Annotated in this window: 11 protein-coding genes; 2 read left to right on the forward strand and 9 right to left on the reverse strand. The window is 40.9% G+C overall.

Features of this window, described 5'->3' with window-relative positions; all coding sequences use genetic code 11:
- Window positions 1-76: 76 nt before the first annotated feature.
- From tuaC to AC20OE_RS02165, 7 genes are all read right to left on the reverse strand, one after another.
- The gene (tuaC, locus tag AC20OE_RS02135) at window positions 77-1,261 is read right to left on the reverse strand and encodes a teichuronic acid biosynthesis protein TuaC (protein ID WP_126682371.1); all 1,185 of its coding nucleotides are present in this window, start codon (window positions 1,259-1,261) and stop codon (window positions 77-79) included.
- The gene (tuaB, locus tag AC20OE_RS02140) at window positions 1,258-2,709 is read right to left on the reverse strand and encodes a teichuronic acid biosynthesis protein TuaB (RefSeq protein ID WP_126682372.1); all 1,452 of its coding nucleotides are present in this window, start codon (window positions 2,707-2,709) and stop codon (window positions 1,258-1,260) included. Before tuaB ends, tuaC begins: the two co-directional genes overlap by 4 nt.
- An 18-nt stretch (window positions 2,710-2,727) precedes the next feature.
- Window positions 2,728-3,387: a sugar transferase gene (locus AC20OE_RS02145; protein WP_034281119.1), complete on the reverse strand. Its 660-nt coding sequence runs from the start codon at window positions 3,385-3,387 to the stop codon at window positions 2,728-2,730.
- A 199-nt stretch (window positions 3,388-3,586) separates the two neighbouring features.
- The gene (locus AC20OE_RS02150) at window positions 3,587-4,186 is read right to left on the reverse strand and encodes a prolipoprotein diacylglyceryl transferase (RefSeq protein ID WP_228280141.1); all 600 of its coding nucleotides are present in this window, start codon (window positions 4,184-4,186) and stop codon (window positions 3,587-3,589) included.
- Between the two features lie 202 nt (window positions 4,187-4,388).
- The gene (locus AC20OE_RS02155) at window positions 4,389-5,879 is read right to left on the reverse strand and encodes an N-acetylmuramoyl-L-alanine amidase (RefSeq protein WP_039181847.1); all 1,491 of its coding nucleotides are present in this window, start codon (window positions 5,877-5,879) and stop codon (window positions 4,389-4,391) included.
- Window positions 5,880-5,902: 23 nt separating this feature from the next.
- Complete coding sequence (locus tag AC20OE_RS02160) at window positions 5,903-8,011, reverse strand: SpoIID/LytB domain-containing protein (protein ID WP_126682374.1); 2,109 nt, start codon at window positions 8,009-8,011, stop codon at window positions 5,903-5,905.
- Between the two features lie 24 nt (window positions 8,012-8,035).
- A complete protein-coding gene (locus AC20OE_RS02165) occupies window positions 8,036-8,359 on the reverse strand; it encodes a LytA (protein ID WP_487268226.1) in 324 nt (107 codons plus the stop codon).
- 182 nt (window positions 8,360-8,541) lie between these two features.
- On the opposite strand from AC20OE_RS02165, the gene tagU reads away from it, so the two are divergent.
- Window positions 8,542-9,462 (forward strand): polyisoprenyl-teichoic acid--peptidoglycan teichoic acid transferase TagU, encoded by a 921-nt coding sequence (gene tagU, locus AC20OE_RS02170; RefSeq protein WP_041087989.1) that lies wholly within the window; start codon window positions 8,542-8,544, stop codon window positions 9,460-9,462.
- A 33-nt stretch (window positions 9,463-9,495) separates the two neighbouring features.
- Here the strand turns inward: tagU and wecB are convergent, their stop codons facing one another.
- A complete protein-coding gene (gene wecB / locus AC20OE_RS02175; protein ID WP_268473669.1) occupies window positions 9,496-10,635 on the reverse strand; it encodes a non-hydrolyzing UDP-N-acetylglucosamine 2-epimerase in 1,140 nt (379 codons plus the stop codon).
- A 269-nt stretch (window positions 10,636-10,904) separates the two neighbouring features.
- Between wecB and galU the strand changes: the two genes are divergently transcribed.
- Window positions 10,905-11,786: a UTP--glucose-1-phosphate uridylyltransferase GalU gene (gene galU, locus AC20OE_RS02180; RefSeq protein WP_008343198.1), complete on the forward strand. Its 882-nt coding sequence runs from the start codon at window positions 10,905-10,907 to the stop codon at window positions 11,784-11,786.
- A 26-nt stretch (window positions 11,787-11,812) separates the two neighbouring features.
- On the opposite strand, the gene tagH is transcribed toward galU, so the two are convergent.
- The gene (gene tagH / locus AC20OE_RS02185; protein WP_487268230.1) at window positions 11,813-13,414 is read right to left on the reverse strand and encodes a teichoic acids export ABC transporter ATP-binding subunit TagH; all 1,602 of its coding nucleotides are present in this window, start codon (window positions 13,412-13,414) and stop codon (window positions 11,813-11,815) included.
- Window positions 13,415-13,430 lie beyond the last annotated feature (16 nt).

The following is a 13,430-nucleotide window of genomic DNA, read 5'->3' on the forward strand; positions in this document are numbered from 1 at the left end:
TCATCCTCTCAGTAAAAGCATATTGTCCGTTCCAAGCTGTTTATCTATCTATCATTCTTTGCACATTTCATCTTGTTTAAACGATGGATGTTGATTGATTGAGCACCTTCTCATATTGCTGAATGAGGTGCTTCGCATTATGTTCTGATGAATATTCTGTATGAACCATTTCATGAAGATCGCTTTTCACTTGCTCATTCCATCTGTTTTCATAAAGGCAGGCGTGAATCGCCTCTTTCAACTGACTCGCCGAACGTGGTTCAACGAGCAGGTGTTGATAGGTAGAAAATAAGGATGGGAGACCGCCAACCCGTGTTGCAATGACAGGTACTTTTAAAGCGAGCGCTTCTAGAACGACGGTTGGCATTCCTTCACTGTAGGAAGGGAGTGCAAACAGATCAGCTGCCATTAAGTAGTCTCTTACCTGCTCATTCGGCACCTGCCCTGGAAGTATGATAGATGCTCCCGCCCGTTCCGTGAGCTCCTTTGCAAGGGGGCCTTTTCCGACAAAGACTGCTTTCACACCATCCATGCTGCTGACAGCATCAGCTAATTCAAGCAAGCCCTTCTCTTTCACTAAACGCCCGACGAAAACAACGAGCTTATCTTGAAGCGGTAAACCTAAGTGCTTTCTGATGCCTTTTTGATCTTCTTCCGTTCTTGAAAATGATTGGAGCGGTATACCAAGCGGAAGACATTTTGCTTCTACCTTCGTCATATCATTTGTCTTTTTAGCGAGCTCCTCACTCACCGTCAGAACAACAGACGCCTGCTTCACCGCCGTTTCAAAGGCTGCCTGTGCCCCTTTGCTATAGCTCGGATATACGTTCACATCACTGCCGTGTAAGGTCAGAAGATAAGGGATTTGCGTTTCTTTCTGAATGACAGCCGCCGCTCCGCCAGACGGCATGGCAAAGTGCGCATGGATGAAATCTGGTGACAGCTGATGATGCTGCATTGCCCGGAGAACGGAAGCCGCTATTCGTTTACTCGGCTGTGCCCATTTCAGCTGTCCAGGGAGCGCTCGATAAGACGGTCTGTAAACTGTCACTCCGTTCCGCACTTCCTGTTCAGGCAGCTCTTTTTTCTGCCTATAGGATGCCTTGAGCATCCGTAAAACCGGCGGATTCTCTGGATTAGGACAAATGACAGTCACTTCTATTCCTTGTTTGAGCAGCTCCTGGACTTGCGTTTCATGAAATACGCCCTCACTCGGATGTTTTTCACTAGGATATACACTTGTCAGCCATAGTACCTTCATGACGAACGACCTCTTCTCAATAATTTGCCTGCAGCCTGGGGATACATTTTGATGAGCAACAAGCCATACAATGCAGCACTGACACAAACAGTCAGAAGTAATTGAAGTGAAATATCTGCTGATGTCAGCTTCATTCCTTGATGTAAAGCTATCGCACAGATCGCCATAAGCAGTGTCATGATAGCAGGCTTTCCAAGTGATTTTAAATACACCTTCATATCAAGCTGAATGACATATGCCATGAGCCATCTACCGACAATAAAGTTGAGCAGGCTGACACCTGAGTAAATCCAAGCTACTGTGAGCAGACTGCCTGTCATGACACCTGCATATAATGCGTAGCCATACACGATGAGCATCCCCGTATCCCAATAAAAGGCTAAGTCCGCTCTCCCTTTTGCAAGAAGTATGGAACCGTTTGGATTCATCAACACACGCAGCAGGCCGACAATGCACAATATATTTAAAACCGGAACCGCTACTAGCCATTTCTCTCCAAACACGACTTCTATAAAACTGTCTGATACGGCAGCAAGGCCGATTAATAATGGAAAACTAACCAATGCGAGCATATTTGTCATACTGAGGAAGCCCTCACGCAGCATGGAGTGATCACGCTGACTTTTTGCGAAAACTGGGAAAGCCACTCTCGTCACAATCGGATTTATCTTCAGTACGGGTATCGTCACAATTTGATACGCCAAGCTGTAAATACCTAACGCCTCCGCTCCAAGAAATCGGCCGATTAAAATCATGTCGATGTTTGATCCTGCTCGGTTGACCAGTCTGGATGCGAGCTGGAATGCACCGAATGAGAAAAATTCCTTCACCTCTCCTAATGCAAAAACAGGTGCTGGACGCCACTTCTTCCAATAAGCCGCTGCATACATGAGACCTTTTCCTGATTGCAGCAGCACTTGTGAAATGACATAGGCGATAATCGGATTCATGAAGAAGGCGAAAACGAGTAAAACGAGCAGCGATATGATGGTCGCAATAGCTTCAATGGTGCTTAATGTTTTAAAGGCTAAGTCTTTTTGCATCATATACTGGTACTGCTGGCCAATCGGTGCAATCAGAAACATGATCGATAATAGCTTGAGCAGACCCTCTAGCTCTGGCCGGTTATAAAAAGCGGCTATCATTGGGCTTAGCAGGATGAGCAGACAAAACAAGATAATCCCTGTGAGCAAGTTGATCCAATATAATGTAGATAATTGACGTTCTGTCGTTTGTTCCTTTTGAATGATCGCTGCCCCAATTCCTAGATCAAGTAAAATCTGCGTAAATATTGTGACAGTTGTGATCATGCCAACGAGTCCAAATTCCTTGAGTGACATCACATTCCCTAAAAAGGCGAACTGTGCAATTTGGATGATGGTGATGATCAATGCGGACAAGCTTGTCCATTTTGCCCCGCCTAGCATGCGTTTTTTTATACTTGCCATTTCTCTTCCCTACTTTACTTATCTGGCTCCGTCACCAGTCATGATGACTTTTAACGTTTTTACCATAATCTTCGTGTCGAGAGAAAATGTCAAGTTTTGAATATACTGTAAGTCATGTGTTAATTTTTCACTTGGACTCATTTCATATCCGCCATTTACTTGAGCAAGACCTGTCAGCCCCGGCTTTACTGCCAATCTTTTTGTGAAGCCTGGAATCGTCCGATTAAATTCTGCGGTAAACATCGGTCTTTCCGGACGAGGACCTACGATACTCATTTCTCCTTTTAACACGTTGATAAATTGCGGAAGTTCATCAATTCTTGTTTTACGGATGAATGCCCCCACTTTGGTGATACGCGGGTCATTTTTTTGAGCCCATTTTGCTCCTCCGCTTTCTGCGTCAGTTCTCATCGATCTGAGCTTCCATAATTTAAAGTAAACACCGTCTTTCCCGACCCTTTCCTGCATATAAAAGGCTGGCCCTGGTGTTTCCAGCTTAATCAAAAGAGCAAACAGCAAAATGATTGGCGTACTCAACATCAATCCGATGAACGAGAACATTAAATCTATGAAACGTTTTGCAAATAAATAACGAACCATATGTTCTGTTAAGGCAAAAGAGTGATTTCGTCTCACTTCATATTCTCTGTAAAGATTCATCGCTTTCTCTGCACTCACTGACCTGCACCTCACCATTCAAAGTAGTTGTTGTGTAAAGAGATGTTCTATGAAAGTCAGTTTAGCAGAGCAACATTAAGCAAATGTAAATGGGTTGTTAAGTCTTGTAAAACTGTGTTAAGAATGTGCACTTATATCAAGTTATGCCCTTTTCAACGTAAAAAAGACCCGCAATTCTGCGGGTCTCCGGGTCTTTTCTTTATTTTGCTTTTACAGATTCGATCGTTTTCAATCGAAGTGTTCCATTTGCATCTTTTGTATAGGTTACTTTTACTTTTGATTCTTCTTTTAAGCTGTTCACTTGTTTAGAAAAGGTATTTCCGAATTGAATCGCTACTTCTTTTCCATCAATGTTGACAGCAATTGTATGTCCATCAGCCAAACCGACATATGTGCCTTCTTTGGTGACTTCATTTTTCTTACTAGTTGTTGATTCTTTCTTTGTTTTAGAGTCAGATTTTGAGTCAGTTTTTGATTGGTCTTTAGCAGGTTCTTCTTTTGTAATTTCTTTGCTTGAGCTGTCTTTTGCTTCTTCATCAGATTGACCTGCTGGTTCTTCTGTTTGAGCAGCTGTTTCTTTGCTTTGATCATCTGATTTTTCATTTTTTGATGATTGATCATCTTCTGATTTTTCGTCTGCAGCCTTATCTTTGTTTTGATCGGTTGCTTCAGTTGTTTCTTTTTGACTGTCATCCTTTTTGTTATCGCTTGATTGATTTGTTGTGCCGCACGCTGTGAGCAATACTCCTAGAAGCAATACTAGAAACGGCATTGTGATTAATTTTTTCAAGATCGTCACCTCTTCATGATTTGTCGGTTTGCTGAAGATTTATGCGTAAACCATTCACCTTCTATGTTTCAATTATAACAAACATAGCCAAAAATGAAATGTATTTTTAACTTGACAATGTTTCTTCGTGGACTTTTAAAAAAAGGCTGCCGAGTTCTTACTCGAGCAGCCTAAGAGGAGTATCTGAGGCACCCCTCAGGTTTGTGTTTTCTTATCTAAAATAACCTGACACACCGCTTGAAATACCTGACGCTAAACGATCTTTATACGTAGCAGATTTCAAGATGTTTGAATCAACTGGACTAGAAACAAAACCAGTTTCTAAAAGAACACTCGGCATCTTAGAATATTTAATGACGTAGAAGCCAGCTGTTTTCACACCACGGTCTCTTGTCCCTAGTGCACTAACCATTTTTGGCTGGATGTTTTGCGCCAGCTTCAGGCTGTTTGCAGCCGCATATGTTTTGTCATAGTATGTTTCTGTTCCATTTGCACTGCTGTTATCATTTGAGTTCGCATGGACACTAATGAAGATATCCGCTTTCGCATTGGCACCTTTGCTCACTCGTGTTTGAAGACTATCAAATGTGTCTGATGTTCTTGACATGGTCACAAGTGCACCAGCGTTGTTTAATTTCGTATTTAAACGCTTTGCTACGTCTAAATTCAAATTCTTTTCATATAATCCGTAACCTACAGCTCCTGAATCATGCGCGCCATGACCTGGATCAATGAATACTTTTTTCCCAACAGCCGGGTTTTTCAGCTGGTTTACAACAGTTGGAGTGACAGTATTTGTACTGCCTACAACAGTAAATTTAGTGATTTTCTTGCTGCTCACTGTTGCTCTTGTTACTTTTGGCAGCGTCTTTTCATTCGTTAGAAGCAATGCTTTGTTTTGCTTCGCCGCAATGCCAGCAGCAGAAGATGAAGTGGCATAGCCAAATCCTCTTCCTACATAGGTATTATTGACGCTCATATTGTATTTTTTCACAATATTTGCCGCGACATCATAACGAGTCGATCCTTTGATTCGTGTTGGAGACTTCAATTGGTTATAAGCTGCTTTTGTGACGTAGTTCTCTCCGCCGACTACAATGGTTTGTTTGACATTGCTTGCTTTTGCAACAGAAGCGATTTCAGAACGAAGTCCCTTTTTATCTGTGTATAGAATCGGGAATCCTTTTTGAGCGGCTACAGGTGCAATTGCAATCCCATGTGCATAGAAAGAACCCTCAACGACAACGACGCCTGCTGGCTTTTTCATTTTTTTCGCGATATTAGCAGATAGCTCATATCGGTTTTTTCCTGAAATACGCTGTGTGGAGATGCCCATTTTCTTCACTTGGTTGACCACGTTGTTTGACACACTTGATGTGCTGCCTAAAACGATCACCGTTTTTGTTTTTAATGAAGTTAAGGCTTTCTTTGTATCACCCGAAAGGCTTTTACTGTTTGTGTAAAGAACTGGTCCATTTTTTTGATGTGCAAGTGGAATTCCTGCTGTTGCATCTGCATACGCAGTTTTCCCTACTAAAACGACTGTACTTGCAGTTCCCCATCCTTTTTTCGCTACGTTTGCCGCTACAGCATATCTGCTACCGCCATCAATTCGTGAGACTGAATTGTCTGCCAAAGCTGTTGGAACGATAACGAAAATAGCGATGAGGCTGAGGATGGCTGTTTTCATCAATGAGCGCATCTTCTATGTCCTCCTTTTATCCTTTAATAGTTTGTTAGTTTTGTACCTGGATAGTAGAACGAGAGTATGGAAGAATATGAGTTTCCAGATTCAGCTCTCGCTTTGGCTCCGTATTGGCTCATACCAATGCCGTGGCCATACCCTTTTCCTGAAATCGTGAAGTCATTTGTGTTGTTTTTGACTGACGCAAACGTGCTTTTCACTTTTGTTGCGCCCATGACTGATCGAAACTCGGTCATCTTCATACTTGCCGTTGTGCTTTTGTTCACCGAATATGTGCCTGTTTTGTTTTTCAGATGGTATGTCAGTTTGATCGATACCGTCTTCGCACGCTGGCCTTTTGTTTTCCCTGAAAACGTCAGGCTTGAGATGGATGCGATTTTCATATCAGATGCAGCAGTTTCTTTGTTTTTAAGCAGCCATGATTTCAGGCCAGCAAGGTCAGCTGCATTTGTCTCTTTTGCTTTAGACCATTGAGATGCTGCTGTACTAGCAGTCAATGTCGTGCTCAGTTGTTTCTTAGAGAGTTTCAGTGTCCATGGATTGACTGGATCTTTTGGATCCTTTTTGGCCACTAAGTATGGCAGTGCATTTCCCCATACTTCTTCACTTGCCTCTGTATAACCGCCATTGCTAGAGTAATAGGTTGCTGAAATGAGTTGATTGTTGTATTTCAGAACCTTTCCTTTTGTGGCATCGACAGCTTTTGTCGAATTTGTGTACCAGTTATATCCTCCATAGACTTGGAAGGCTGTTGTATCAGGGACGACTTTTCCAATACTTTTCACAGAATAAGTTCTAGCGGCAACCGCCTGTGCTTTTAGCGCTTCAACATTCCAGCTTGCAGGCATTTCATTAGGCACTACGCCTTTTAGATAGTCTTCAAATGGAATATTTTCGAGAGTCGGCCTGATATACCCTGATTCAATTGCAAAGTTTACGCTGCCTAAATACGGCTTTCCTGCAATTTGAAGGACATTTTTTGTTGAATATTTCTCAGGAACAACTCTTACTGTGCTATACGTTTTTATGCCTTTTAATGAAATTTTTCCGTTAGAAATATTCAATTGGTAGTTTTGATTTTTTTTCAGATAAACTTGTTTGGCTAAGGAATTTTTCAAGCTATCTTTAATCGCACTTGTGCTGCCCGCAAGATGATAAGCATATGTACCTTTTTCCTTCAACAGTGCTTTTAAAGACGCTGTGACAGAATCGGGTTTCACATACACAACGGTACTGTTAGATTTTGCAGCCAATTGCGACAGCGGCATAGCATAAATATAGCTCGAAGCTTTCGCCAAATAAACTTTATCTGCATTAATATTTAATTTCTTTATAATATTCACAGATAATTCATAGCGATTGGCACCGCTGATTCTTGTCACCTGTGAGGTTTTTTTGATTTGATTTTCAACTTTTTGTCCAGTACTTTTCGTACTGCCGATGATGATCACTTTACTTGGCATTCTATAAGACGGAATGGAATCTTTTTTTGTTAACAGGATAGGGTATCCCTTTCTCGATGCATAGGATGCAATGGCAATCCCATTCATAAATGAGTTCCCGCCGACAACGACAGCTTGCTTATAGTTACCCATTTCTTTAGCGATTTTTTGGGAGATTTCAAACTTGTCTTTTCCACTAATACGTCTGACTTTACCATACTTTTTAATAGATTTCTCAGCAGCTGTTGAAATGCTTTTCGTATTTCCGACAATCAGAATGTTATCCGGCTTCATTTTCTTCAGCTGGTTTTCTGTTGTTTTCGTCAGTTTTTCAATATTCGTATACAAAATAGGTGCGCCCAATTTGTATGCTAACGGTGATACAGAAATCGCATGATCAAATGCATCACGACTGACAATGACAACAGTTGAAGGATTTTTCCAGCCAGCAGATGCAATGCTATTGGCTACTTCATAGCGATTTTTGCCGTCATATCTTTTCGTCACAGCAACATTTGATCCTGATAGCTTGTATTCCCCAGTTGTTGAAATATCCATGCTTGTTTTGTTTCCGATATAATTAGACAATTTCACTGAAATTGCCGAGCTTGCCATGGCAGACTGAAAGGGTGCGACTAGTAGAGTCAGTATCATGAGAACGATTAGTGTAACGCCTGTTTTCTTCAATTTTGTTCATCCCGCCCATCGTTTTTACTTCTGTTTTTCAATCTTCTGGATTTCCTTTTGACCATTGTCATTAATAAAGTAAGAGATTTCTACTGTGTTTCCTGGTTTAAATTCATTTAACACATCTTTAAAATTTTCCGTAAATTCATAGCTTAAGGTTGTATTCACTTTTTTCACTTCGACTGTATGTGCATCAGCCATTCCAATAAATTCAGCTTTCTCTTCCAGCACCTGAGGAGTTGAACTGCTTGTCTTGTTTTCTCCTGTGGACTGCTCAGCCGTTCCACATGCAGTGAGCACGATACCTAGTAGCAGTATTAAGAACGGTAAAACGACGATTTTCTTCATTTTTTTCACCTCATGTCTTTGTATCGTCTTATAACTTATTATTTTAAGGTAAATTTAAGGTTTTTTGAAACCTTTTTTTTGTTACAACGTCTATATCTAGGTTCAGAGTAAAAAAATAACTTGTTTATCAAGATTCGTAAACCTATAATCATGGAAGAATCATAGAAAAGGTGAGGGACATTATGAGAGCTGAAAGAAAAAGAAAGAAGAAAAAGGTTCTTTGGATTGTTTTATCGATTATTGGCTTATTTGTATTAGCAACTGGCGGATACGCATATCATCTTTGGAACACAGCAGCATCGACCGTCGCAGGCATTCAGGAGAATTTAAAGAAGTCAGATAAGCGTGACAAAGATGTCGATTTAAATAAGAAAGACCCGATTTCTATTTTAGTCATGGGTGTCGATGAACGAAAAAATGACCGAGGCCGTGCAGACACATTAATATACATGACAGTAAATCCAAAAACGAAAACGACCGAAATGGTGAGTATCCCGCGTGATACGTATACGAAAATTGTCGGAAAAGGCACAATGGATAAAATCAACCATTCCTACGCATTCGGCGGTACACAAATGGCAGCAGATACTGTAGAGGAACTGCTTGATGTACCTGTTGATTACTTCGTTAAAGTCAATATGGAAAGCTTTAAGGATATTGTCGATACACTTGGCGGCATTACGGTGAACAGCACGTTTGCATTTAGCTATGATGGCCACTCATTTGGTACAGGAGAGATTAACCTGAACGGGGATCAAGCCCTTGCCTATACGAGAATGAGAAAGCAAGATCCAAAAGGTGATTTCGGACGTCAGCAAAGACAGCGCCAAGTTATTGAAGGCATCATTGCAAAAGGTGCCAACATTTCATCTATTACGAAATTCGGCGATATGTTCAAAGTCGTGGAAAATAATATGAAGACAAACATGTCATTTGACGATATGTGGACGATGATGAATGATTATCGTGATGCAAGACAGCATGTGGAGCAGCACGAGTTGAAAGGATCAGGCGCACGTATCAATAACATTTATTACTACCAGCTTGATGACAGCAGTCTGGCTAAAGTGAAGAAGGAATTGAAGGAAAGTCTAGAGCAGTAAAAAAGAAGACTACAGAAATGTAGTCTTCTTTTTTTATGATTGAAATGGAACTGGTTTTTCTTCGCTTAATCCAAAACGATGGAGAAGCTCTTCGACAATTCGTTTTGACGCTTGTCCATCACCATATGGATTAGACGCCTTCGACATGTTGTCGTACTCTTTCTGATCGACTAGCAGCTGTTTTGCCATATTGTAGATGGTCTCTTCATCTGTACCCGCGAGCTTAAGCGTACCAGCTTTCACACCTTCAGGGCGTTCTGTTGTATCGCGCAGCACTAGTACTGGCTTCCCTAGAGAAGGCGCCTCCTCTTGTACACCGCCAGAATCCGTTAATATAAAGTGTGAGGCAGCAGCGAAGTTATGGAAATCAACAACTTCAAGCGGCTCAATTAAGTGCACACGATCAAGATCACTGAATTCTGTCTGAGCCGCATCACGAACAGCAGGGTTTAAATGTACAGGGTAGACAACCTGAACATCTTCAAACTCTTCTACAATACGTCTAATCGCTCTAAACATGTTTTTCATCGGCTGGCCGAGATTTTCTCTGCGATGAGCCGTTAACAAAATCATTTTATCTGTGCCTATTTTCTCTAAAATAGGGTGTTGATACTGCTCTGTAACCGTTGTTTGCAATGCATCAATCGCTGTATTCCCCGTCACACAAATCGTCTCTTCTTTTTTATTTTCAATTAAAAGATTCTGCTTTGCCTCTTTTGTAGGAGCAAAATGAATATCAGCAATTGTGCCTGTCATTTGTCGGTTCAATTCCTCAGGGAACGGCGAGTATTTATTGTGTGTTCTTAAACCCGCTTCAACGTGACCGACAGAAATTTGGTGGTAGAATGCGGCCAAGCTTCCTGCAAAGGTTGTAGTTGTGTCTCCATGAACAAGGACAATATCAGGTTTTTCCTCTTGGAATAATTGATCTAGTTTCAATAGTGCATTTGATGTGATTTCAGATAATGTCTGGCGCTGCTTCATGATGTTTAAATCATGATCTGGCGTAATAGAAAAAGCCTCAAGGACTTGATCAAGCATTTCTCTATGCTGAGCTGTTACAGTAACAATCGAATTTATCTGTGGATGTTTATTCAATTCAAGGACAAGTGGTGCCATTTTGATTGCTTCAGGTCTAGTACCGAAAATAGTCATTACATTTAGTTTTTTCACTTGTTTATGCCTCTTTCCTAGTATAATACTTTCAATTATACACAATTGGGAGGATAAAATTAATGATATAAAAAAAGAAATTTACATTGAATTAACATTAAATTTCTCTTTTCTTTACATTTAACATATAAAATATGAATTATCTAAAAGTCATTTTAGTGAAATCATTTGTCTTTCCTATGATTTGTAAGTTACACTTTAAACAGACGACCAAGAACAAACATTGAAATATGAAATCGGTTATCTATGTAAGGAAGGTGCAAAGTTCATTGAAAAAAGTACGTAAAGCCATTATACCAGCTGCAGGTCTCGGAACACGTTTCCTCCCTGCAACAAAAGCAATGCCTAAAGAAATGCTCCCAATCGTTGATAAACCAACCATTCAATATATTATTGAAGAAGCTGTTGAATCAGGAATCGAAGACATTATTATCGTCACTGGAAAAGGAAAAAGAGCCATTGAGGATCATTTTGATTTTGCACCAGAGCTAGAGCGCAATCTTGAAGAAAAGGGAAAGAGCGAGCTTTTAGAGAAAGTGAGAAAATCCTCTAACATTGCTGACATCCATTACATACGTCAAAAAGAGCCGAAAGGACTCGGACACGCCGTTTGGTGCGCACGTAACTTTATCGGTGATGAGCCTTTTGCTGTTTTATTAGGTGATGACATTGTTCAAGCCGAAACACCTGGGCTGCGTCAGCTAATGGATGAATATGAAAAAACTCTTTCATCTGTCATCGGGGTTCAGCAGGTAGCAGACAGCGATACGCATCGCTACGGGATCATCGACCCTCTTACACAAGAAGGGCGCCGCTATCAAGTCAAAAACTTTGTTGAAAAACCGCCGCAAGGAACAGCACCATCGAACCTAGCCATCTTAGGGCGCTACATTTTCACGCCAGAGATCTTTATGTACCTCGATCAGCAAGAAATTGGTGCAGGCGGAGAAATTCAGCTGACAGATGCCATTCAAAAGCTGAATGACATTCAGCGCGTATTTGCCTATGATTTCGAAGGGAAACGATACGATGTCGGCGAGAAGCAAGGCTTCATTGAAACAACGCTTGAGTTTGCTCTTCAGGATGAAGAATTGAAAAAGAAGCTCATTCCATTTATGAAACAGCTTCTCGAAAAAGAAGAAGTGAACTAAAAAAGCTGCCGGCATCGGCAGCTTTTTTAATTCATGACTGAAATAGTCAGTGTATGCTGTTCATTATCAATGACAAACAGATTGTTTTCGCCCTTCACTGCGAATTTCGTTTGTTTCTTATTCATCCAGACATTCTGTTCTGTCAGCCCAAGTGTCGAAGGAGAGATTGACATAATCTCGCGAAACACAATGGTGTTTGCCTGACCCTTTTGAATGACATAGTCGGTTTTCTCTGTGGTCAATCGTTCAATCGTATCTCCTTGATCATTTTTCAATGAGCTCAGCGTTTGCATTCTCTGTTTAAGCACAGATTCTTCTTTTCCAAGGAAAGAAAGTAGATACTCATACGAACCTGCTGATGCAGGCGATACATAGGAATTAAACTGTCCTGGTCCAATGGATAATGGCTTTAAATCCTCTGCATTTTGAAGCGCATCAGGTTTAACAAAATACGTTTCTGACGCTGTTTTAATTTGAACGGTTTGTTTATTTTCAGCCACAGCCTGTACTTCTTGTCCAAATGGCAAAGTGACATCCACCTTTTTTTTCATGGCTTGGTCTTTGTAAACCTTGAGTGGATCAGCTGTGACAATCATCTGTTGATCCAGCTTTTTCATATCGGGCGCCCCCTTCGTTTCCGGGTTCTTCGACTGAGGCGCTTCTATCTTATCTGATGGAATTGCACCAAATGTCGCCAGTGTACGAAGCGGGCGATCTGAAAACATCGATAAAGCCAGCAATATCGTTAAGACCGCTAAAACTGTCACTTGAAATGCGGGTCCGAACAGTGAACGCCGTTTGCCGTTCTCTTGATAACGAGACACCTTTTCTGTCTTCTGTACCCCTTTGCGGCCTTCCTTATGTTTCAATTGATATTCTTTTTTCTCTTTCTTGGAAAGCTTGTTAAACCACTCAACAAACTCCTTATACTCTTTCACAACTTTTTTCGTATCATCAAACATACGAAGCTCACCATAATGCATCCAAGCCACCCGATCACAGATTTTTTGGATTTGGCTAATGGAGTGACTGACAAAAAAGATCGTTTTGCCTTGTTCCTTGAATTCTGTAATGCGATCCACACATTTTTGATAGAAGGTTTGGTCTCCAACAGACAGTGCTTCATCAATAATGAGGATATCTGGATCGATATGTGCTGAAATGGCAAAACCAAGACGGGATTTCATTCCACTCGAATAGCTTTTTACAGGCTGGTCAATAAAGTCGCCAATATCCGCAAACTCTACGATTTTTTCATAAAGCTCGTCTATCTCTTTATTCGTCAGTCCCATCATTAAGCACTTTAAACGAATGTTGTCTTTTCCGCTTAATTGATTGTTCAGCCCTGCAGCAATGGCAATTAACGAAGGCTGGCCGTCCATATCAATTTCACCACTTGTCGGTGGAATGATTTTCGCTAGAAGGTTCGACATTGTCGATTTTCCAGATCCGTTAATCCCCACAAAACCAATGGTCTCGCCTTCATATACATCAAAGGACACATCACGGACAGCAAAAAAACCTTTTTCATTTTTATTAGGAAAAAACAGCCCTTTAATCTTATCTGACTGCTTTTTATATAGGACGTATTGCTTGGATACGTTTCGAAACGAAACCTTTAGTTTCATCGTATAATCTCCTTAC

The sequence above is a fragment of the Bacillus sp. SRI_025 genome, from assembly GCF_057592095.1.